Source organism: Kitasatospora sp. NPDC054768 (genome assembly GCF_053612025.1).
This window is the reverse complement of record NZ_JBSHBN010000005.1, coordinates 26,759-47,591: the sequence shown is the minus strand read 5'-3', so window position 1 is coordinate 47,591 and position 20,833 is coordinate 26,759. Positions and strand designations below refer to the sequence as shown.

Annotated in this window: 17 protein-coding genes; 5 read left to right on the top strand and 12 right to left on the bottom strand. The window is 73.3% G+C overall.

Annotation, left to right across the window (positions count from 1 at the left end):
* Positions 1–39: 39 nt before the first annotated feature.
* Positions 40–498 carry an Lrp/AsnC family transcriptional regulator gene (locus tag ACWGKU_RS02550; RefSeq protein ID WP_316524654.1) on the bottom strand — a complete coding sequence of 153 codons (459 nt, stop codon included), beginning with the start codon at positions 496–498 and terminating at the stop codon, positions 40–42.
* Positions 499–744: 246 nt separating this feature from the next.
* On the opposite strand from ACWGKU_RS02550, the gene ACWGKU_RS02545 reads away from it, so the two are divergent.
* The 3 genes from ACWGKU_RS02545 to ACWGKU_RS02535 all read left to right on the top strand — a co-directional run bounded on the left by ACWGKU_RS02545 (position 745) and on the right by ACWGKU_RS02535 (position 3,761).
* Entirely contained in the window at positions 745–1,374 is a 630-nt protein-coding gene (locus tag ACWGKU_RS02545; protein WP_359900394.1) for a LysE family translocator, read from the top strand.
* Between the two features lie 79 nt (positions 1,375–1,453).
* On the top strand, positions 1,454–2,968 hold the full coding sequence (locus tag ACWGKU_RS02540) for a CoA transferase (RefSeq protein WP_452177701.1): 1,515 nt from the start codon (positions 1,454–1,456) through the stop codon (positions 2,966–2,968).
* 46 nt (positions 2,969–3,014) lie between these two features.
* Positions 3,015–3,761, top strand: coding sequence for a DUF6461 domain-containing protein (locus ACWGKU_RS02535; protein WP_452177700.1), 747 nt, complete (start codon positions 3,015–3,017; stop codon positions 3,759–3,761).
* Positions 3,762–3,888: 127 nt separating this feature from the next.
* Here the strand turns inward: ACWGKU_RS02535 and ACWGKU_RS02530 are convergent, their stop codons facing one another.
* Entirely contained in the window at positions 3,889–4,488 is a 600-nt protein-coding gene (locus tag ACWGKU_RS02530) for an HdeD family acid-resistance protein (RefSeq protein ID WP_359900400.1), read from the bottom strand.
* A gap of 227 nt (positions 4,489–4,715) precedes the next feature.
* On the opposite strand from ACWGKU_RS02530, the gene ACWGKU_RS02525 reads away from it, so the two are divergent.
* Positions 4,716–6,536, top strand: a complete 1,821-nt coding sequence (locus tag ACWGKU_RS02525) for an NAD-binding protein (RefSeq protein WP_452177699.1) — start codon at positions 4,716–4,718, stop codon at positions 6,534–6,536.
* 196 nt (positions 6,537–6,732) lie between these two features.
* Here the strand turns inward: ACWGKU_RS02525 and ACWGKU_RS02520 are convergent, their stop codons facing one another.
* From ACWGKU_RS02520 to ACWGKU_RS02500, 5 genes are all read right to left on the bottom strand, one after another.
* Positions 6,733–7,512: an enoyl-CoA hydratase gene (locus ACWGKU_RS02520; protein WP_452177698.1), complete on the bottom strand. Its 780-nt coding sequence runs from the start codon at positions 7,510–7,512 to the stop codon at positions 6,733–6,735.
* 142 nt (positions 7,513–7,654) lie between these two features.
* Positions 7,655–10,357 carry a pyruvate dehydrogenase (acetyl-transferring), homodimeric type gene (gene aceE / locus ACWGKU_RS02515; protein ID WP_452177697.1) on the bottom strand — a complete coding sequence of 901 codons (2,703 nt, stop codon included), beginning with the start codon at positions 10,355–10,357 and terminating at the stop codon, positions 7,655–7,657.
* A 203-nt stretch (positions 10,358–10,560) separates the two neighbouring features.
* Positions 10,561–11,256 carry a GntR family transcriptional regulator gene (locus tag ACWGKU_RS02510; RefSeq protein WP_401049584.1) on the bottom strand — a complete coding sequence of 232 codons (696 nt, stop codon included), beginning with the start codon at positions 11,254–11,256 and terminating at the stop codon, positions 10,561–10,563.
* 38 nt (positions 11,257–11,294) lie between these two features.
* On the bottom strand, positions 11,295–12,368 hold the full coding sequence (locus tag ACWGKU_RS02505; RefSeq protein WP_452177728.1) for an enoyl-CoA hydratase/isomerase family protein: 1,074 nt from the start codon (positions 12,366–12,368) through the stop codon (positions 11,295–11,297).
* 266 nt (positions 12,369–12,634) lie between these two features.
* Positions 12,635–13,303 carry a TetR/AcrR family transcriptional regulator gene (locus tag ACWGKU_RS02500; RefSeq protein WP_401046455.1) on the bottom strand — a complete coding sequence of 223 codons (669 nt, stop codon included), beginning with the start codon at positions 13,301–13,303 and terminating at the stop codon, positions 12,635–12,637.
* A gap of 98 nt (positions 13,304–13,401) precedes the next feature.
* Here ACWGKU_RS02500 and ACWGKU_RS02495 point away from each other — a divergent pair, with 98 nt between their 5' ends.
* Positions 13,402–14,181: an SDR family oxidoreductase gene (locus ACWGKU_RS02495; protein ID WP_452177696.1), complete on the top strand. Its 780-nt coding sequence runs from the start codon at positions 13,402–13,404 to the stop codon at positions 14,179–14,181.
* 143 nt (positions 14,182–14,324) lie between these two features.
* Here the strand turns inward: ACWGKU_RS02495 and fahA are convergent, their stop codons facing one another.
* The 5 genes from fahA to ACWGKU_RS02470 all read right to left on the bottom strand — a co-directional run bounded on the left by fahA (position 14,325) and on the right by ACWGKU_RS02470 (position 20,654).
* Positions 14,325–15,557 carry a fumarylacetoacetase gene (gene fahA, locus ACWGKU_RS02490; protein ID WP_452177695.1) on the bottom strand — a complete coding sequence of 411 codons (1,233 nt, stop codon included), beginning with the start codon at positions 15,555–15,557 and terminating at the stop codon, positions 14,325–14,327.
* On the bottom strand, positions 15,554–16,498 hold the full coding sequence (locus ACWGKU_RS02485) for a hypothetical protein (RefSeq protein ID WP_452191317.1): 945 nt from the start codon (positions 16,496–16,498) through the stop codon (positions 15,554–15,556). Before ACWGKU_RS02485 ends, fahA begins: the two co-directional genes overlap by 4 nt.
* Entirely contained in the window at positions 16,495–17,697 is a 1,203-nt protein-coding gene (locus ACWGKU_RS02480; RefSeq protein WP_452179872.1) for a cupin domain-containing protein, read from the bottom strand. Before ACWGKU_RS02480 ends, ACWGKU_RS02485 begins: the two co-directional genes overlap by 4 nt.
* Positions 17,698–17,846: 149 nt before the next feature.
* On the bottom strand, positions 17,847–19,061 hold the full coding sequence (gene hppD / locus ACWGKU_RS02475) for a 4-hydroxyphenylpyruvate dioxygenase (RefSeq protein ID WP_359900421.1): 1,215 nt from the start codon (positions 19,059–19,061) through the stop codon (positions 17,847–17,849).
* 231 nt (positions 19,062–19,292) lie between these two features.
* On the bottom strand, positions 19,293–20,654 hold the full coding sequence (locus tag ACWGKU_RS02470) for a phosphoribosyltransferase family protein (protein ID WP_401046465.1): 1,362 nt from the start codon (positions 20,652–20,654) through the stop codon (positions 19,293–19,295).
* Positions 20,655–20,833: the final 179 nt, after the last annotated feature.

Below are 20,833 nucleotides of genomic sequence, written 5' to 3'. Positions count from 1 at the left end.
CCCCCGTACGGACGGTCGCACGGGCCCCCGGTTCGCACCCTACCCGCCGACCGGCAGCCCCCGGTCGGCCTTCACCTGCTTCATCGTCAGGTGCGAGTTGACCTGCGCGATGCCCGGCAGACCGGAGAGCACGTCGGTGATGAAGCGCTCGTACGCGGCGATGTCGGCCACGGCGATCCGCAGTAGGTAGTCGGGCTCGCCGAACAGCCGGTGCGCCTCCACCACCTCCGGCAGTTCGGCCACCCGGCGCTCGAACTCGGCGACCGTCACCTGGTCCTCGTGACGCATGGTGATCGTCACGAAGGGCTGGAATCCGCGTCCGACCGCCGCGCCGTCCAGCACCGCCCGGTAGCCGCGGATCACGCCGTCCTGTTCCAGTTGGCGCACCCTGCGCAGGCAGGGGGAGGGGGTGAGGTCCACCCGGGAGGCCAGCTCGGTGTTGGTCAGGCGCCCGTCCTGCTGGAGCTCGCGGAGGATTCTGCGGTCGATTCGGTCCATGGCGCAACATTCTGCCAAAACGCGGCTCCGACCAGCGCGAAGTCGCCATCGCGTGCCAGCCCCGTCCGGCTACCTTCAGTGACCGCACCGGCTGCCGGGCCTTCCCGGCCCACCAACGGCGCACTCCGGTAGACCACCGGGAGCCCTCCGGCCGACCGCCGGAGCAACCCCGGCCGACCTGCCGGGACACCCCGGCCGACCCGCCGGGCCCACACCGCGACGAGCACGACAGGCCACGCCACGCCCATGGACACCCACGCCCTCCTCCTCTTCCTCGGAGTCGACCTGCTGCTGGTCTGCACCCCGGGCCCCGACTGGCTCTACATCGCCGCCCGAGGCCTCGGCCAGGGGCGCCGTGCCGCGCTGATCGCGGTCGGCGGGGTCTGCGCCGGGTACGCCGTCCACACCCTGCTCTCCAGCGCCGGCCTGGCCGCCGCCCTGCGCGCCGTCCCGGCCGCCCTGCCCGTGCTGCGCCTCACCGGCGCCGCTTACCTGCTGGTGCTGGCCGTCATGATGCTGCTGGCGCTGCGCAAGGGCGGGGGCGCCGCCGCCCTGGCCGCACCCAAGCCGCAGCCCACCGCGACGGTGCTGCGCCAGAGCATGCTGACCGCGCTGCTCAACCCCAAGGGCCTGCTGCTCTACCTCTCCCTGGTGCCGCAGTTCGTCGATCCGGGCGCCGCACTGCCGGTCGGCGGGCAGGTGCTCGCGCTCGGCTCGCTCAACGTGCTGGCCTGCGCGGTGGTGTACGGGCTGGTCGCGCACGCCAGCGGGCGGCTCGGCGGCCGGTTCGGCGGCACCCCGCAGGCGGCCCGCCGGATGACCGTGGTCTCGGCGGTCCTGCTGATGCTGGTGGCGGGCGTCACAGCGACCGCCTGAGAACCGGAGCACAATGCGGGGCATGACCGATCGTCCGTTGCCAGCAGGAACCACCGGAACCACCGGAACCACTGGAACCATGGGATCCACCAGACCCACAGGGCCCACGGAACCCACGGGACCCACCGGAACCCCCGGTGCCGTCGACGGCCCCACGGCCCATGCCTGGGACGCTCTCGGCGGCCCGCCCGAACTGCTGGAACGGGTGACCTTCCACGGGCCGGACGACGTCCTGCCCTCCGGCCTGCCGGTCCGCCGGCTCGCCCGTGCCACCGTGGCGGTCTGCTCGTTGGCCGCCGCCGAGCTCGCCGCCCACCGTGGCGGCGCGGCGGTCCCGGCCGTTCCCGCGGTCCGGGTCGACCAGGGCGCGGTCGCCACCGCCTTCGTCAGCGAGCGGCATCTGACGGTCGACGGCCGTACGCCCGTCACCTTCGCCCCGCATTCCGGCTTCTGGCGCACCGCCGACGGCTGGGTCCGCACCCACGCCAACTACCCGCACCACCGCACCCGGCTGCTCTCCGCGCTCGGCCTCGCCGCCGATGCCGGGCCCGAGCAGCTCGCCAAGACGCTCGGCGGACTGCCGGCCGAGCGGATCCAGGAGCGCGCGTACGAGGCGGGAGCGCTCGCGGTTGCCGTCGCGCCGGTGGGCCCGGCCGTGCACCCCCTCGTGGAGCGCCGGGACATCGGTGCCGCCGCCAGGACCGCGCCGGTCCGCCCGCTCGGCGAGGCTCCCGTGGACCGGCCCGCCGCCGGGATCCGGGTCCTCGACCTCACCCGGGTGATCGCCGGGCCGGTCGCCACCCGCACCCTCGCCCTGCTCGGTGCCGACGTCCTGCGCATCGACTCGCCCCGGCTGCCGGAGGCCGACGACGCCCACGCCGACACCGGCTTCGGCAAGCGCTCCACCCGGCTCGACCTCGCCGTGCCGGCCGACCGTGCGGTCTTCGAGGAACTGCTCACCACCGCCGACGTCGTCGTCACGGCCTACCGCCCCGGCGCCCTCGACGCCCACGGCCTCGGCCCCGACGCGCTGTTCGCCCGCCGCCCGGACCTGATCCTCGTCCAGCTCTGCGCCTGGGGCTGGACCGGCCCCTGGGCCGGACGGCGCGGCTTCGACAGCCTGGTCCAGGCGGGCGTCGGCATCGCCGCCCACGAGTCCGCCTGCGCCTCCGCCTCTGCCTCCGCCTCGGACTCCTCCTCGGACTCGGACTCAGCATCCGGCTCCGGGCACGAGGTCGCCCCTGGTGGCCGTCCCGGCGTGCTGCCCGCCCAGGCCCTCGACCACGGCACCGGCTACCTCATCGCCGCCGCCGTCCTGCGCGCCCTCACCGACCAGCGCACCCGCCGCCCCGGCGGCCGCCACCTGCGCTTCTCCCTCGCCGGCACGGCATCCTGGCTGCTGCACGGCATCGAACCGGAAACCCCGCAGGGGGCCTCGCCCGAGCCGTACGACCCCTCCCGGTGGCTGGTCGAGACCGACTCCGCGTACGGGCGGCTGCGCCACGCCCTGCCGCCGATCGGGTACGAGGGGGCGCCCGCCGACTGGTCGCGCCCGCCGGGGCGCTGGGGGACGGACGAACCGGTCTGGCTCTGACGGCCCCGGGCGAGCGCTGTCCGAGGCGTCTGACAGCATCGCCGTCATGACCGCACACGCCACCGACTACACCTGGTTCGAGGACCGCTACCCCGACCTGGGCGAGGCCTACTGCCTCACCCAGGTCCAGGGCCTCGCGGCCGACGAGCTGCTGCGCCGCTTCGACGCCCTGCCGGCGAGCGACGCCGTCGGCCTGACGGCGGTTATGGCCCGCTGGGACGCCTACCAGGACGGAGTGGACGAGGACGACGACGAGGAGGACGAGGAGGACGAGGAAGGGGCCGGCGGGGACGAGGGGGACGGGGAAGGGGCCGGCGGGGACGAGGGGGACGGGGAAGGGGCCGGCGGGGACGAGGGGGACGGGGCGCTGTTCGACCCCGCCGAGGACCGGCTGCTCGTCGCAGTCACCGAACTCGACGGCTGGGCCCTCGCGATCGAGCCGAACGGCTACCTCGGCGTCCTGGACACGGTGATCCCGCGGCTCGGCGAGGGCACCCGGCTGGTCTCGCACTTCCGCAACGTCAACGCCGTGGACCACTTCCACTGGTGGGAAAACGGCGTCCGGAGACTGCACTTCGAGCCGCTCTTCCCCGGTCAGCGGGACGGCTCGGACGCCGAAGCCCGCGGCATCCCCGAGCTGCTGACCGCCTGTGGCTTCGACCTGGAGACGGAGGAGTACGCGCAGCACACCGAGGCCGCGTTCGCACTCGCCGAGCGGCTGACCGACGTCCGGCTCACCCCGGAGCGGCTGGACGCCGCCACCTTCCGGATCGGCTACGCCCCGCGTCCGTGACACCCCGCGCCGGCGCCCCCGCGTCCGTGACACCCCGCGTCCGTGACGCGCCCTGCCGCGCTCGCGCCCCGGTCCAGCCGTGTGGCCGTGCCCCGGCGGGACACGGCCTCACGGCACCGGACGGAGGTCAGACCCCCGAGGGGATCTGCTTGGCCCGGCCGCGGACCTGGATCGCCGTCACGATCTCGACCAGGCCCAGGATCACCAGCCAGCACCCGGCCAGCACGGCCAGCGCGGTGATCGACCCGACCGGCCACACCATCAGCAGCACGCCGGCCAGGGTGTTGGCCGCGCCCGCGAAGGCCTGCCAGCCGCGGGCGGGCATCAGCGGGTCGGAGATCGCGGCGGCGAGCTGGGTGATGCCGCGGAACAGCCAGCCGATCCCGATCCAGATCGCGAGCAGCAGCAGCGACTGCGCCGCGCTGCGGAAGCAGAGCAGCCCCAGCAGGACGCAGATCGCACCGCTGATGAAGGCCAGCACCCGCAGCGCCGCGGTGGAGTGGGTGCCGAACGCGGCGATCAGCTGCACGATGCCGATCACCAGCAGGTAGAGGCCGAACAGCACGCCCACCACCAGGAGCGTCTCCTCGGGCCAGGCGAAGACCACGATCCCGAGGGCGAGCGAGGCGAGTCCGGCGACCAGCAGGACCTGCCAGGCGGCCTTGGCGAGCAGTCCGAGCGGGCCCTGGACCGGGCTGCCGTCGGGGGTGATGATCGGAGGGGCCACGGTGGCGTACTCCTCGGGCTGACGCCGGGCGACGGGTGACCGGTGTCCTGCCTGGTCGTGTGACGCAGGACGGGTGAGGTCGGGTCGGCCGGCTGACGGGCAGGGAACGAACCCCAGCATCTCCGCGCCACGGCCGGACCGCGCGTCGGATACGGCCGTTCGGGGGATCCGCCGCGGTCGCCGGAACGTCACCCTCCGGACACTTCCCGTCGATATCATCCGGCGGTATGACTTCTGAAGGGTGGGGGACCCCTCCGGTCGAGCCGATCAGCCAGCACTACATCGTCTGCGGGGGCAATGCGCTGGCCCATCGCCTGATCCTGGAACTCGTCGAGCACTACGAGGTCCCGGTCGTCGTCCTGGTCGCCGACCGGACCCGCGACCACGCGCCGCAGATCGAGCAGCTGTCCGGCGTCGCGGCGGTCGTGGAGTACGCCGGCATCACCGAGGAGGCGCTGCGCGCGGTGTCCATCGGCACCGCGCGCGGTCTCGCCCTGGTCGAGGGGAGCGACCAGGAGAACATCCACGCCGCGCTCAGCGCCCAGAACCACAACCCGGACATCCGCATCGTGTTCCGGATGTTCAACCAACGGCTCGGCGAGAACATCGAACGGCTGCTCAAGAACGGTGCCGCGCTCTCCGGTTCCGCCACCGCCGCCCCGGCCTTCGCCTCCGCGGCGCTCGGACGGCCCAACTCGGTGGAGATCGAGGGGCGTTACCTGCACATCGCGTTCGACGACGACATCACCTCCGACCGGATCTGCGTGGTCGCCGACCAGATCGACCGGCAGGACCTCGGCAGGATCCGACTGCTGCCCGAGCAGCAGGGCGACTCGGCCGAATTCGTCCGGCTCGCCAGCGAGTTCGGCGACGACGGGCCGATCCGACCCGGAGGCGTTCGGCGCGAACCGGCGCCCGCGGCCGAACCCGATCAGGAGGAGGAGCCGGGCGGCAGGGCGGCGCTCCAGGTGCTGCGGATCGAACCCCGGGAGCCGATCGACTGGAAGCGACGGCTGCGCTGGCGGCTGCTCGACACCATGCGCTTCTTCACCAGCGCCCGGATGCGGCTGGTGCTGCTCACCGCCCTCGCGGCGGTGCTGCTGGCCTTCGGGGTGCTCTGGTACCTCAACCGGAACTTCGGCTGGACCGTCTACATCGCGCTGCTCGACCTGGCCGGCGCGGCCCAGCCGGACCAGCTCTCCGACATCTCCTCCGGGACGGGCACCGGCGGGTTCTGGCAGCGGGTCGCACAGGTGGTGATCACCATCTGCGGGATCACCTTCGCGCCGGTGGCCACCGCGATCGCGGTGGAGGTCCTGGGCTCCGGGCGGCGCGGGCAGCCGCGCAACCCCGGGGCGGGCACCCGGGACCACGTGATCGTCGTCGGCCTCGGCAATGTCGGAACCCGCGTCGCGATCCAACTGCACGACATGGGCGTGCCGGTGGTCTGCATGGAGCGGGACCCGCAGGCCCGCGGCATCGCCGCCGTCCGGGCGCTGGGGATCCCGGTGGTGATGGGCGACGGTCCGTTCGAGCAGCAGCTGCGCCGGGCCCGGCTGAAGCACAGCCGGGCGCTGGTCGCCGTCAGCGGGGACGACGCCACCAACCTGGAGGCGGCCCTGGAGGCGCGCCACGGCAATCCCGACGTCCGGGTGGTGGTGCGGCTGTTCGAGGACGACTTCGCCAGTCACTTCTACAAGACGCTGGACAACGCGGCCTCCCGGTCGGTGTCCTACCTGGCCGCGCCCGCCTTCGCGGCGGCGCTGATGGGGCGCGAGGTGCGCGGGACGCTGTCGGTGCTCCGGCACGTGCTGCTGATCGCCGAGCTGAAGGTGGAGGACGGCAGTGGGCTGATCGGGCTGAACCGGCACGATCTGGAGGACCCGGGCGGCGTCCGGGTGATCGCCGTGCGCTTCGCCCACGGCGGGCAGCTGCTGTGGAACTTCCCGGACCGCACCCGGCAGCTCGCCCCGGGCGACGAGATCGTGGTCGCCGCCACCCGCAGTGGGCTCGCCCGGCTGAACACGGTGGCGGTGGAGGAGGACTGAGCGCGGCGGCCGGTCGCGAACGGCCTTCGGCGAACAGGCGACGGCTTTCGGAGGACGGATGACATCCGACAGATGACAGCGGACGGCTTTCAGTGGACAGAGTTCAGCGGACAGATTTCATCATCTGAAATCTGTCCGCTGCCCGTCGTCCGCGGCCTGTTGTCGCCTGCTGTCGCCTGCCGGACGGCCTCCGGTGTCAGCGGTTCTGGAACTCCGGCGGGCGCTTCTCGGCGAAGGCCGCCATGCCCTCCTTCTGGTCCGCCGTGGCGAAGGCCGCGTGGAAGAGCCGGCGCTCGAAGCGCACGCCCTCGGCGAGGGTCGTCTCGAAGGCGCGGTTGACGCTCTCCTTCATCATGATCGCGGCCGGGGTGGACATCGCCGCGATCGTCTCGGCGGTGGCGAGCGCCTCGGCGAGCAGCTGGTCCGCCGGGACGATCCGGGAGACCAGTCCGGCCCGCTCGGCCTCCTCGGCGCCCATCATCCGCCCGGTCAGGCACAGCTCCATGGCCTTCGCCTTGCCGACCGCCCGGGTCAGCCGCTGCGAGCCGCCGATGCCGGGGATCACCCCGAGCTTGATCTCCGGCTGTCCGAACTTCGCGGTGTCCGCCGCCAGCAGGATGTCGCACAGCATCGCCAGCTCGCACCCGCCGCCCAGTGCGAACCCGGCCACCGCCGCGACCACCGGCTTGCGCACGGCGCCGAGCCGGTCCCACGGACCCAGCCAGTCGTCCAGGTAGACGTCCGGGAACCGGTTGCCCTGCATCTCCTTGATGTCGGCGCCGGCCGCGAAGGCCTTCTCCGAGCCGGTGATCACCAGACAGCCGATCTCCGGGTCCCGGTCGAAGGCGGTCGCGGCGGCGACCACCTCGTTCATGAGCCGGGTGTTCAGCGCGTTGAGCGCCTTGGGCCGGTTGAGCGTGATCAGCCCCACCCGGCCCTTGCGCTCGACCAGGATCGTCTCGTAGGTCTCGGTCATCGCCGTCGACTCCCATTTCCGCTGCTCGGCGCCCGTGGGCGCGCCCTGACCACCCAACGATCTACGACGCGCCCCGCCTCGCGCCAGTCTTGGTATGCGAGACGCCGGTCACCAGGCGGTGGAGCGGGTGGACGCCGAGCCGTCAGAAGCGGACGCCGTAACGTTCCGCCGCCCGCCGTACGGTCTCCGCCTCGACCTCGCCCCGGCGGGCCAGTGCGGCCAGCGCCGCGACCGTCACCGACTCGGCGTCCACCCCGAAGTGTCGCCGCGCCGCCGTACGGCTGTCCGAGAGGCCGAAGCCGTCGGTGCCCAGCGAGGTCCAGTCCTGTTCCACCCAGGGGCTGATCTGGTCCGGCACCGCGCGCATCCAGTCGCTGACCGCCAGCACCGGCCCGGGCGCCCCGGCCAGCGCCCGGGTCACATAGGGGACGCGGGTGGCCCCGTCGGTGCCGGCCGCCGCCCGCGCCAGGTCGGCCGCGTCGCAGTCCAGCGCCTCCCGGCGCAGTTCCGTCCAGGAGGGGGCGGACCAGACGTCGGCCGCCACGCCCCACTCCTCGCCGAGCAGCCGCTGCGCCGCCAGCGCCCAGCGCACGGCGGTGCCGGAGGCGAGCAGTTGGAGTCGCGGCGGGTCGGCGGGCAGGGCGGCGGCGTCCGCCGTGCGGTAGCGGTAGAGGCCGTGCAGGATGCCGTCCGCGACCTCCTCGCCGGCCGGGAGCGCGGGCTGCCGGAGCGGCTCGTTGTAGACGGTGAGGTAGTAGAACACGTCCTCACCATGGGGGTGTTGCGCGCTGCTGCCGTACATCCGGCGCAGGCCCTCGCGGACGATCACGGCCACCTCGTAGCCGAACGCCGGGTCGTAGCAGAGTGCGGCCGGGTTGGTGGAGGCGATCAACTGGGACTGTCCGTCGGCGTGTTGCAGTCCTTCGCCGGTCATGGTGGTGCGTCCGGCGGTGGCGCCGATCAGGAAGCCGCGGCCCAACTGGTCGGCCAGCGCCCACATCTGGTCGGCGGTGCGCTGCCAGCCGAACATCGAGTAGAAGATGTAGAACGGGACGACCGGCTCGCCGTGGGTCGCGTACGCGGTCGCGGCGGCGGTCATCGAGGCCATCGAACCGGCCTCGGTGATGCCCTCGTTGAGGATCTGGCCGGTCGCCGACTCCTTGTAGTGGAGCAACTGGTCGCGGTCGACCGGGTCGTAGGTCTGCCCGAGCGGGGAGTAGATCCCGGCGGTCGGGAAGAGTGACTCCATGCCGAAGGTGCGCGCCTCGTCCGGGACGATCGGTACCCACCGGTGGCCGGACGCCTTGTCCCGCATCAGGTCCTTGACCAGCCGGACGAAGGCCATGGTGGTGGCGATCTCCTGGCTGCCGGAGCCCTTGAACAGCGTTTCGAAGGGCTTCGCGGGCGGGGTGGGCAGCGGGGCGAAGCGCACCCGGCGGGCGGGTGCCGGTCCGCCCAGTGCGGCGCGGCGACCGCGCAGGTAGCGGGCCTCCGGCGAGTTCGGGCCGGGATGGGCGTACGGGGGCAGTTCGTCGGCCAACGCGCTGTCCGGGATCGGGAGTTCGAGCAGGTCGCGCATGGCCCGGAACTCCGCTCCGGAGAGTTTCTTCATCTGGTGGTTGGCGTTGCGGGACTCGAAGCCGGGGCCGAGCGTCCAGCCCTTGACGGTCTGCACCAGCACCACCGTGGGCGCGCCCCGGTGCTCCAGCGCCGCGCGGTAGGCCGCGTACACCTTGCGCGGCTCGTGTCCGCCCCGGGAGGTGGCGACGGTCTCGATCAGCCGCCGGTCGTCCAGGGTGTCGGCGAGCAGCCGCAGTTCGGGCGAGCCGTGGAAGAGGTGCTCGCGGACGTACCCGGCGTCCGAGGCGGCATAGGTCTGGAACTGCCCGTCCGGCACCTCGCCCAGCCGGCGGACCAGCGCGCCCGTGGTGTCGCGGGCCAGCAGCTCGTCCCAGGCCTCGCCCCACAGCGACTTGACCACGTTCCAGCCGGCCGCCCGGAACCGGCGCTCCAGCTCCTGCACGATCTTGCCGTTGCCACGCACCGGCCCGTCCAGGCGCTGCAGGTTGCAGTTGACCACGAAGGTGAGGTTGTCCAGGTTCTCCCGGGCGGCCAGCGCGAGCGCGGCGGTGGACTCGGGTTCGTCCATCTCGCCGTCGCCGAGGAAGGCCCACACGTGCGAGCCGGAGGTGTCCTTGATCCCGCGTGCGCCCAAGTACCGGTTGAACCGGGCCTGGTGGATCGCCGAGAGCGGCCCGAGGCCCATCGAGACGGTCGGGAACTCCCAGAACCAGGGCAGCCTGCGCGGGTGCGGGTAGGAGGGCAGGCCGTCGCCGGCGGCCTCCTGGCGGAATCGGTCCAGCTGGGCCTCGGAGATCCGGCCCTCCAGGAACGCGCGGGCGTAGACGCCGGGGGCGGCGTGGCCCTGGACGTACAGCTGGTCGCCGGAGCCGTCGGCCTCCTTGCCGCGGAAGAAGTGCTGGAAGCCGACCTCGTACAGCCAGGCGGCGGAGGCGTAGGTGGCCATGTGCCCGCCCAGGCCGCCGCGGTGGTTGCCCCTGGTCACCATGGCGGCGGCGTTCCAGCGGTTCCAGGCGGTGATCCGGCGCTCCATCTCCTCGTCGCCGGGGAACTCCGGTTCGGCGGCGGTGGGGATGGTGTTGACGTACGGGGTGTCCAGCAGCGGAGGGACGTCGAGCCGCTGCAGTTCGGCGTGCTCGACGAGGCGGCGCAGCAGGTGGGCGGCGCGGTTCGGGCCGCCGAAGTCGCGGGCGGCGTCGAGGGACGCGCGCCACTCCGCGATCTCCTCGGGGTCTTGGTCGGGAAGCTGGTCGAGCTGGGACACGGGTGGTTCCCCTTCGTCGGTGCGCTTCAGAGGCTCATATTCCGTGATGCGGAATAGTATTCCTCTCCATGGAACTACTTGGACGGTAGGGAGCGAGAGAGCGGTGCGTCAACCGCTACTGGTGGGTAGTTTGAGCGATGATCGATCATCTCTGTACGAACTTTATGTGAGCGCGATGAGTCGGCACCCTGACGAGGGCGGGCTCAGTCGGAGCGTCGGCCGTCCTCGGGTCGACCGTCCTCGCGCCGGGCGTACTCCAGGACGTGCTCGGCCAGCAGCCGCCCGACCGCCGGGTCCTGCCGCCGGAAGGCCTCGATCAGCGGCCGGTGGTCGGCGGCGTTCTCGTGCAGCTCCGGCCGGACCTCGTGCAGCGACAGCACCGTCCACACCTCGACCCCGAGGCCCTCCCAGGTACGCAGCAGCGTCCCGTTGCCCGAGGCGGCCACGATCTCGCGGTGGAAGGCCACCCCGTGCCGGGCCTGGCCGAGCGCGTCGCCCGCCGCCGCGGCCGCCGCCATCCGCTCGGCGTGCCGCTCCAGGGCGGTGGTGTCGCCGGCCAGCCGGACCACCGCCGACTCTGCGGCCAGCCGCTCCAGTGCGGCCCGTACCTGGTAGACCTCGCGAAGCTCGGCCGGGCCGATCTCGCGCACCCGCACGCCCCGGTTGGGCTCGGCGTCGAGCAGCCCGAGCGTCTGGAGTGCGCGCAGCGCCTCGCGGACCGGTGCCTGGCTGACGTTCAACTCGGCGGCCAGGCGCCGCTCGACGATCCGGTCCCCGGGCTGCCAGCGGCCGTTCAGCAGGCCCTCCAGCAGCAGCCCGCGCACCTGCTCGCCCAGCGGCACCCGGGACAGCGGGTCGGTGTCCCCGGCCGGGGTCGGCGGCGGGACCGGGTGGTTCATGACGGGCTCCAGACGTGCCGGTGGAGGAGGGGCGGGGTTCAGGCCAGGCCCAGCTCGTCGCCCTCGCGCGGGGCGAAGAAGCGGGCGACGTCCGCCTCCGTCACCTCGGCGAGCGTGCGGGGCTTCCACTGGGGGTTGCGGTCCTTGTCGACCACCTGCGCGCGGATGCCCTCGACCATGTCGTGGCCCTCCAGTACGGCGCAGGAGATCCGGTACTCCTGGTCGAGCACGGCCTCCAGCGAAGGGAGCGTGCGGGCGCGACGCAGCGCGGCCAGGGTGGTCTTGACGGCGGTGGGGGAGTTCGCCAGGAGGGCGACGGCGGCCTCCTTCGCCTCCGGGACGCCGGAGTTCAGCAGCCGGTCGACGATCTCCTCGACCGTGTCGGCTGCGTAGCAGGCGTCGATCCAGGTGCGCCGGTCGGCCAGTGCGGCGGGCGGTGCGGGCTCGGCGTGCGCGGCGACGAGGGCGGCGACGAGGGCGGCGACCTCGCTGCTGCTGCTCCCGCTCGCCGCGGCGGTGCCCCGGCTCAGGGCGTCGAGCAGGTCCGGGATGCGCGCCGAGGGTACGAAGTGGTCCGCGAATCCGCAGAGCAGGGCGTCGCCCGGGCCCATCGAGGCGGCGGTGAGCCCGAGGTGGGTGCCCAACTCGCCCGGGGCGTGGGCGAGCAGCCGGCTCCCGCCGACGTCCGGGGCGATGCCGATCCGGGTCTCGGGCATCGCGACGGTGGACCGCTCGGTCACGATCCGCACCGCGCCGTGGGCGGAGACGCCGACGCCGCCGCCCATGGTGATGCCGTCCATCACCGCGACGTACGGCTTCGGGTAGCGGGCGATCAGGGCGTTCAGCCGGTACTCGTCGCGGAAGAACGCCCGGGTGCCTGCTCCGCCCGCCTTGGCGTCGTCGTGCATCGCGCGGATGTCGCCGCCCGCGCACAGTCCGCGCTCGCCCGCGCCGGTCAGGACGACGGCGCGTATCCGGTCGTCCCCGGCCCAGTCGTCCAGGGCGGTGCGCAGGGCGGTGACCATGCCGTGGGTCAGCGAGTTGAGCGCCCTCGGGCGGTTCAGCACGAGCCGTCCGACACCGCCGTCCAGGAAGGCCTGGACCTCCGTCACCTCTGCGCTCATCGGGCCCGCTCCCGTCCCTCGGTGATGTCGACGCCGTTCGGTGTCCGCCGGGCCCGGTCGCGGCCCGTCGGCGCCCCGCCCGTCGGCGTCCGTTGCCGTCGTCCGCCGTTCGTTCCCGCCGGAATCCTGGCGTCCACCGTACCGGGGGTCGGGAGGCGTTCCGATCACCGGGCCGGGCCGGGCAAGGGCGAACAAGGGTGGGCGGGGAGGTTCGGGAGGGCCGGGAGGTTCGGGGCGCGGCCGGGGGCCGGGGTTCAGGGCCAGGCGCGCAGGGCGAGTTCGGCGGTGCGGGCCAGGTCGGCGGCGGTGGCGCCGTCCCGGGCCTGCTGGGACATGCCCTGGAGGACCGTGCCGAGGTATCCCGCCAGCGCCTTCGGATCGGCGTCGGGCGGCAGTTCGCCGTCCTGCCGGGCCTGGTGCAGCCGGGCCTCGAAGGTCCGCAGGTTCGCGTTGCGCAGCTCGCGCAGCCGCTCCTGGACGCCGGCGTCCTGCGGGGCGACGTTGGTGGCGGCGGAGATCACCAGGCAGCCGGCCGGATGGGACGGGTCGGGGTAGATGGCGGCGGCCTCGCGCAGGATGCGGGCGAAGGCACCGTACGCGGTGGGCTCCTCGGCCAGCGCGACGGTCGCGAACGCGCCGACGGGCGAGCGGCCGTACTGGCGAACCACCTCCTCGAACAGTGAGCGCTTGTCGCCGAAGGCCGCGTACAGGCTGCCGGGGCGGATGCCCATGGCGGTGGTGAGGTCGGAGACGGAGGTGGCGTCGTAGCCGAGCTGCCAGAACAGCCGGGTGGCCGCGGCCAGGGCCTCGGCGCGGTCGAAGGCCGGCGGGCGGCCGCGCCGGGGGCGGGGTGGGGCGTCGGGTGCCGCGCCTGCGGGTGCCGCCTTCGCGGGTGTCCCGGTCGTCTGCTGTGCCTCGCTCATGCCCCAAATTTTAGAGCAGTCGCTCAAGAAGTGTGTGCTAGCGTCTTTCTTGAGCGATGACTCAATAATTATCGGATACGGCGAGAGGGGACTCGGCCATGGGTGCGGGCACGTACGGACTTCAGGGCAAGGTGGCGCTGGTCACGGGCGGCAGCAGGGGGATCGGCCGGGCCATCGCCCGGCGGCTGGGGCGGGACGGTGCCACCGTCGCCGTCGGCTATGCCCGGGACGGGGCCGCGGCGGAGGAGGTGGTGGCGGACATCCGGGCCGACGGCGGGCGGGCGTTCGCGCTGCGCGCCGAACTCGGCCGGCACGGCGACGCGGCCGCGCTCTGGGCGGCCTTCGACGCCGGGATCGGAGCGCACGCCCCGGACGGCGGCGTCGACATCATCGTGAACAACGCCGGGATCGGGCGCAGTTCGGACCTCGAAGCGCTGACCGAGGAGGGCTTCGACGAGGTGTTCGCGGTCAACGTCCGGGCGCCGTTCTTCGTGGTGCAGCACGGACTGAAGCGGCTGCGGGACGGCGGCCGGATCATCAACGTCTCCAGCGGGGCCGCCCGGTTGGCGATGCCCGAGATCATCGCCTACGGCGCGACCAAGGGGGCGCTGGACACCTTCACCCTCAACCTCGCCAAGCAGCTCGGCCCGCGCGGGATCACCGTGAACTCGGTCGCGCCCGGCATCGTGGACACCGACGTCAACGCCGGCTGGCTGCGGGGCAACCCGGAGGCGGAGGCGTACGCGGCCTCGGTGGCCGCGCTCGGCAGGGTCGGGCAGCCGGAGGACATCGCGGACATCGTCGCCTTCCTCGCCTCCGACGACGCTCGCTGGGTGACCGGGCGGATCGTCGACGCCACGGGCGGAGCCGGGCTCTAGACGGAGGTGGGCGAACGGGAAACGGATGACAGCTGACAGATGATGAAATCTGTCAGCTGTCATCCGTCATCCGTGATCCGTCATCGGTGATCTGTTGTCCGTGGTCGGGTTCGGCGTGGCTCCCCGGCCTCCGGTCCGGGCCCTCAGCCCCGAACCCGCCCGGTGACCTCGCCGAACCCGACCACGGTGCCGTCCGGCCCGGGCGCGGTGGCGGTGATGGTCACCTCGTCGCCGTCCTCCAGGAACGTCCGGGTCGTCCCGTCCGGGAGCTTCAGCGGCTCCTCGCCGTTCCAGGTCAGCTCGATCAGCGCGCCCCGGGTGTCCCGCTCCGGCCCGCTGACCGTGCCGGAGGCGAACAGGTCGCCGGTGCGCAGCGAAGCACCGTTGACGGTCATGTGGGTCAGCTGCTGCTGCGCCGTCCAGTACATGGTGGCGAACGGCGGCCGGGAGACCGGGTGCCCGTTCAGCCGGACCTCCATCGCCAGGTCCAGGCCCCACGGCTCGCCGCCCCGGTCGTCCAGGTACGCCAGCGGCTCGACGTCGCGCTCCGGCGGCGTGACCCGGGCGTGCTCCAGGGCCTCCAGCGGGACGATCCACGGCGAGATCGAGGTCGCGAAGGACTTGCCGAGGAACGGGCCGAGCGGCACGTACTCCCAGGCCTGGATGTCGCGCGCCGACCAGTCGTTGAGCAGGCAGACGCCGAACACGTGCTCGCGGAAGTCGTCCAGCACGACCGGGCGGCCCAGCTCCGACGGCGCGCCGACGACGAAGCCGACCTCGGCCTCGATGTCGAGCCGGCGCGACGGCCCGAAGGTCGGCGCGGCGTCTGCGGGCGCCTTGCGCTGCCCGAACGGCCGCACCACCGGCGTGCCGGAGACCACGACCGTGCCCGCCCGCCCGTGGTAACCGATCGGCAGGTGCTTCCAGTTGGGGGTGAGCGGCTCCGAGCCGGGGCGGAAGATCCGGCCCAGGTTGGTGGCGTGGTGCTCCGAGGCGTAGAAGTCGACGTAGTCGGCGACCTCGAACGGCAGGTGCAGCTCCACCTCGTCGGCCGGCAGCAGCGCCGGCGACAGCGCCTCGCGGAAGGACTCGTCGGTGAGCCAGGTGATGAGGTCCGCCCGTACCCGGGTCCAGACCGGACGCCCCGCCGCCATCAGCGGGTTGAGCGAGTCCGCGTCCAGCAGCACCGACGGCGCGCCGGCCGCGCGGGCGGCCGCCCCGGCGTCCAGCACGAAGTCCCCGACGCGCACGCCGATCCGGCGCCGCCCGGGCCGGTCGGCGGCGGTGAAGACGCCGTACGGCAGGTTGTGCACGCCGAACGGCGAGTCCTGGGCGCTGGCGAGCCAGCTGCTGGGGCTGCTGGGGGTGGTGCTCAACGGTCCTCCTGGTGCAGTGGACTGGGCGACGACAGCAGGCCGAGCGCGGCCAGGTCGCCCAGGGGCTCGGCGATGCTACAGGTGCCGAACGCGGTGAACGAGTTGCGGATCACCGTAACCTGACGATCCGTCAGTGCGCGCACCGCCTTGGCCAGCACCTCGCCGTCACGCTCCGCCAGCACCGCCGCGGCCGCCGTCCGGTCGGTCTCCTGCGCGGCCAGCAGCACGTTCAGGAAGCCGTGGTGCTCGAACCCGGTCTCCGGGTCGGTGTGCCGGACGGCGTTGTGCAGCCCGGCCGTGCACTTGTACGGCAGCCCGCGCCGCGCGCAGCCGGTGAGGAAGGAGGCCAGCTCGTCCTCGTCCGGGAACGCCTCGGCGACCAGCCCGCCGGTGCGGAACTTCGCCCGGTACGGGCTGTCCACCAGCACGTCCAGGACGGCGTCCAGTCCGTCCCCGCGCAGGAGTTCGCGCGGCAGCTCGACGGCGGCCGGGACGTCCGGTGGCAGCAGCCGGTCCAGCGCGGCCACCGCCTCGGCGGCGTCCCGGGTGGCCAGCTCGACGCCGGCCAGCTCGAACGGCGCGGCGGCGGCGAGCGCCGGGGCGAGTTCGGTGCTGCCCCCCGGCAGCACCAGCCCGACCTTGAGCGGCCGGCCGCCCGCCGCCACCGCGCCGTCCGCCGCCACCGCGCCGTCCGCCCCCGCTGCGCGCCTCTGGGCCGCGGCGGTCTCCGGGGAGTGCGCGACCGCCGCGGCCAACTCGCCCAGTCGGCCCGCCCCGCAGAGGAGCGGGCCGACCGCCTCGGCGTACCAGGCCGCGCGGTGCAGCCGGTGCGCGGGCACCGCGTCGACGATCGGCAGGTTCCCCGGCGGGAACACCGCCGCGTCGTCGAACAGTCCGTGGAACAGCTCGGGGATCACGCCCCCCGGCGGCAGCGTGTTCATCGCCCGGGCCCCCGACCGGCCCAGGTCCAGGCGTAGTTCGCGTCCTCACTGGCCCGGCCGCCCTCGCCCAGCTCCAGGGGGCGGAAGGTGTCCACCATGACGGCCAGCTCGTCGAAGAACTCCGCACCGATGCTGCGCTCGTACGCCCCGGGCTGCGGACCGTGGGTGTGCCCGCCCGGGTGCAGCGAGATCGAGCCCTGGCCGATGCCGGAGCCCTTGCGGGCCGCGTAGTCGCCGCCGCAGTAGAACATGACCTCGTCGCTGTCCACGTTGGCGTGGTAGTACGGCACCGGGATCGCCAGCGGGTGGTAGTCCACCTTGCGCGGAACGAAGTTGCAGATCACGAAGCCGTTGCCCTCGAAGACCTGGTGGGCCGGCGGCGGCTGGTGGATCCGGCCGGTGATCGGCTCGAAGTCCTTGATGTTGAAGGCGTACGGGTACAGGCAGCCGTCCCAGCCGACCACGTCGAAGGGGTGGTGCGGCACGGTGTAGCGGGTGCCCGCGACCCCGTTCGGGCCACGGTGCTTGACCAGCACGTCGACGTCCCCGGGGGCGTCGACGACCAGCGGGCCGACCGGTCCGCGGAAGTCCCGCTCGCAGTACGGCGCGTGCTCCAGCAGCTGCCCGTACTTCGACAGGTAGCGCTTGACCGGGGTGATGTGGCTGTTCGCCTCGATGCAGTACGCGCGCAGCGGCTCGTCCCCGGCCGGCACCCAGCGGTGGGTGGTGGCGCGCGGGATGATCACGTAGTCGCCCTGGCCGACCTCGATCGAGCCGAACACCGTCTCGACCGTGCCGGAGCCGGACTCCACGTACACGCACTCGTCGCCGAGCCCGTTGCGGTAGAGCTCGCTCGGGGCCCCGGCGGCGACGTACGAGATCCGGACGTCGCCGTTGCCGAGGACCAGCCGGCGGCCGCCGACGACGTCCGCGGACTTCCAGTCCTGGTCCGCGAACAGCTCGTGCAGCTTGAGGTGCCGGGGGAGGAGCGGGTGGTTGGGCACCGTGGACTGGTCCGGCAGCTCCCAGGGCACCGCGTTGACCACCGCCGAGGGGATGCCCCGGTGGTAGAGCAGCGAGGAATCCGAGGAGAACCCCTCCTCGCCCATCAACTCCTCGTAGTACAGCCCGCCTTCGGGAGTGCGGTGCTGGGTGTGCCGCTTGGGCGGGATGCTGCCCAGCTGCCGGTAGTACGCCATCTCCGTGGTCCTCCTCGACCGTCTGGCAGAGATCCGTGTTCGTCAGAGCTCGTCGGAGCCCGCCGAAGGCCCGCTCGTCGGAGCCGGTCGGAGGCCGGCCCGTCGGAGGCCGGCCCGCCGGGAACCGGCCCGCCGGAGCCGTCGGACGCTCACAGGTTGCCGCGTCGGTCCTGCTCGCGCTCGATGGACTCGAAGAGCGCCTTGAAGTTGCCCTTGCCGAAGCCGAGCGAACCGTGCCGCTCGATGAACTCGTAGAAGACGGTGGGGCGGTCGCCGACCGGCTTGGTGAAGATCTGCAGCAGGTAGCCGTCCTCGTCGCGGTCGACCAGGATGCCGCGCTTCTTCAGCTCCTCGATCGGCACGCGCACCTTGCCGATCCGCTCGCGCAGCTCCGGGTCGTCGTAGTACGCGTCGGGGGTGTTGAGGAACTCCACGCCACGCGAGCGCAGCACGTCGACGGTGGTGAGGATGTCGTTGGTGGCGAGCGCCATGTGCTGGCAGCCGGGGCCGGTGTAGAACTCCAGGTACTCGTCGATCTGGGACTTCTTCTTGGCGACGGCCGGCTCGTTGAGCGGGAACTTCACCCGGTGGTTGCCGCTGGCGACGACCTTGGACATCAGCGCGGAGTACTCGGTGGCGATGTCGTCGCCGACGAACTCGGCCATGTTCACGAAGCCCATGACGCGGTTGTAGAACGACACCCATTCGTCCATCCGGCCGAGCTCGACGTTGCCGACGGCGTGGTCGAGGGCCTGGAAGAGGCGCTTGGGCGAGCCCTCGGGGTGGGTCACCCTGCTCGCAGCGACGACGTAGCCCGGCAGGTACGGGCCGTGGTAGCGGGAGCGGTCGATCAGGGTGTGGCGGGTCTCGCCGTAGGTGGCGATGGCCGCGCGGCGCACGGTGCCGTTCTCGTCCGAGACGTCGTTCGGCTCCTCCAGCACGGTGGCGCCGGACGCGCGGGCGTGCTCGATGCACTTGTCCACGTCCGGGACCTCCAGGGCGAGGTCGACGACGCCGTCGCCGTGGCGGCGGTGGTGGTCCAGCAGCGGGCTGCCCGGCTGGACACCGCCCTTGATCACGAAGCGGCAGGAGCCGGAGCGGAGCACGTACGCCTTGCGGTCCCGACGGCCGGTCTCCGGGCCGGAGTAGGCGACCAGCTCCATGCCGAAGACGACCTGGTAGAAATGGGCCGTCTGGGTGGCGTTGCCGACCACGAAGACGACCGCGTCCTGGGCCGTCACGGGGAACGGGTCGGCGGCGGCGTCGTGCTCGACGAGGCCGACGAGGCGGCGCAGCTGGTCGGCGTCAAGACCGGCCTCGCGCTCCTCGGGGGTCAGCTCAAGGGCGTGGGTCTGCGGGGTCATCGCTCGTTCCTCCACTTCGGGCCTCGCCGTCGAGGCTTCCGCTGGATCGCGACCGCACCGCGTACGGGTGGGCGGTGTGGTTGCGGAGAGCTTGCTCCTGTCGGGGTGGTTGGGCAACAGGTCGGATTTTGACTGCTCAATGTGTACAAGCTGATCAGAAAATCCCGCTGTCGGCTGCGCAAAATGTGCTGCTGACCGGGGACGATGCCCGAAGTCTGCGCAATGGGACGGTCACGTACTTCCGGGGCCGACGGGGCGGGGGAGGTGGCGGAGGAACCAGTCCGAGGCCAGCTCGGCGACCCGGTCCAGCGTCCCCGGTTCCTCGAACAGGTGGCTCGCGTGCGGCACCACCGCGAGCCCGGTCTCGCAGCGCAGCCGGCTCCGGGCCCGCCGGTTGAGGTCGAGCACGGTGGGGTCCAGGGAGCCGACGACGAGCAGCGTCGGAGCGCGGACCCGGGCCAGCGTGTCGGGCGCGGCGAGGTCCGGGCGACCGCCCCGGGAGACCACGGCGCGCACCGCCGGGCCCAGCTCGGCGGCGGTGTGCAGCGCGGCCGCGGCGCCGGTGCTCGCGCCGAACAGCCCGAGCGGCAGGCCCAGCGTCTCGGGCACGGCGGCGTCCGGGCCGCTCTGTGCCGCGCCCAGCCGCCGGGCGACGGCGGTCAGCCGGCCGCCCAGCAGCGCCACGTCGAACACGTTCCGCCGGTCGGGCTCCTCGGCCTCGGTGAGCAGGTCGAACAGCAGCGTGGCCAGCCCGGTGCGGTTCAGGTACTCGGCGACGTGCCGGTTGCGCGGGCTGTGCCGGCCGCTGCCGCTGCCGTGCGCGAAGACGACGACCCCGCGCGCGCCGGCCGGGACGGTCAGCCGGCCCGCGAGGCGGACCCCGGCGACGGGCAGCGGCAGCTCGCGGTCGACCCCGGCGGAGGCCGCGGGCGGGTCGCCGCCGGCCTCGGTCAGCAGCCGCAGCACCTCCTCGTCCCCGGTCTGCGTGAAGTCGGCGTAGAACTCGCCGATCGCGTAGAACGGGGACGGCGTGTCGACGCAGACCATCTCGTCGGCGACCTCGTCGAGCCGCTCGGCCCAGTCCGCGGGCGCGACCGGCACCGCCAGCACCACCCGGGCGGCGCCCCGCTCCCGGACGATCCGGCAGGCCGCCCGGGCGGTGGACCCGGTGGCGATGCCGTCGTCCACCACGACCACCGTGCGTCCGCGCAGATCGGCGGGCGGCCGGTCGCCCCGGTAGCGGCGGGCCCGGCGCGCCAGCTCGGCGCGCTCGCGCCGCTCCACCTCGGCCAGTTGCTCGTCGGTGACCGCGGAGAACCGGATGACCTGGTCGTTCAGCACCCGGACGCCGCCCTCGCCGATCGCCCCCATGCCGAGCTCCGGCTGGTAGGGCACGCCGAGCTTGCGGATCACGCAGATGTCCAGCGGCGCGCCGAGCACTGCGGCGACCTCGGCGGCCACCGGTACGCCGCCCCTCGGCAGCGCCACGATCACGGTGTCGGGGCCGGCCAGGTGGCCCAGGCGGGCGGCCAGCCGACGGCCCGCCTCGGTGCGGTCGGCGAAGCGGGTGAAGTGGGTTCCGGTGACGTGCATGACACGGCCTCCGGTTCCACCGTACGTCGTTCCGGTCGGCGCGGGGCGTTCGCGGGAGGGGGCGTCCGGGTGCGTGCGCAGGTCACCGCGCGGGGCGGCGCGCGGGGGTGGGAACCGGTCCGGACCAGGAGGGAGCAGGACGGAATCGCGGGTCGGGACGGTGGGCGGGGACCGCAGGT

Bases quoted from the DNA above. Each gene is read 5' to 3' on its own strand.
- ACWGKU_RS02540 (WP_452177701.1), top strand. From the start codon at position 1,454: ATGGGATCCACCAGACCCACAGGGCCCACGGAACCCACGGGACCCACC.
- ACWGKU_RS02545 (WP_359900394.1), top strand. From the start codon at position 745: ATGGACACCCACGCCCTCCTCCTCTTCCTCGGAGTCGACCTGCTGCTG.
- ACWGKU_RS02500 (WP_401046455.1), bottom strand. From the start codon at position 13,303: ATGAGCGAGGCACAGCAGACGACCGGGACACCCGCGAAGGCGGCACCC.
- ACWGKU_RS02550 (WP_316524654.1), bottom strand. From the start codon at position 498: ATGGACCGAATCGACCGCAGAATCCTCCGCGAGCTCCAGCAGGACGGG.
- ACWGKU_RS02470 (WP_401046465.1), bottom strand. From the start codon at position 20,654: ATGCACGTCACCGGAACCCACTTCACCCGCTTCGCCGACCGCACCGAG.
- ACWGKU_RS02495 (WP_452177696.1), top strand. From the start codon at position 13,402: ATGGGTGCGGGCACGTACGGACTTCAGGGCAAGGTGGCGCTGGTCACG.
- hppD (WP_359900421.1), bottom strand. From the start codon at position 19,061: ATGACCCCGCAGACCCACGCCCTTGAGCTGACCCCCGAGGAGCGCGAG.
- ACWGKU_RS02485 (WP_452191317.1), bottom strand. From the start codon at position 16,498: ATGAACACGCTGCCGCCGGGGGGCGTGATCCCCGAGCTGTTCCACGGA.
- ACWGKU_RS02525 (WP_452177699.1), top strand. From the start codon at position 4,716: ATGACTTCTGAAGGGTGGGGGACCCCTCCGGTCGAGCCGATCAGCCAG.
- ACWGKU_RS02535 (WP_452177700.1), top strand. From the start codon at position 3,015: ATGACCGCACACGCCACCGACTACACCTGGTTCGAGGACCGCTACCCC.
- ACWGKU_RS02510 (WP_401049584.1), bottom strand. From the start codon at position 11,256: ATGAACCACCCGGTCCCGCCGCCGACCCCGGCCGGGGACACCGACCCG.
- ACWGKU_RS02520 (WP_452177698.1), bottom strand. From the start codon at position 7,512: ATGACCGAGACCTACGAGACGATCCTGGTCGAGCGCAAGGGCCGGGTG.
- ACWGKU_RS02480 (WP_452179872.1), bottom strand. From the start codon at position 17,697: ATGGCGTACTACCGGCAGCTGGGCAGCATCCCGCCCAAGCGGCACACC.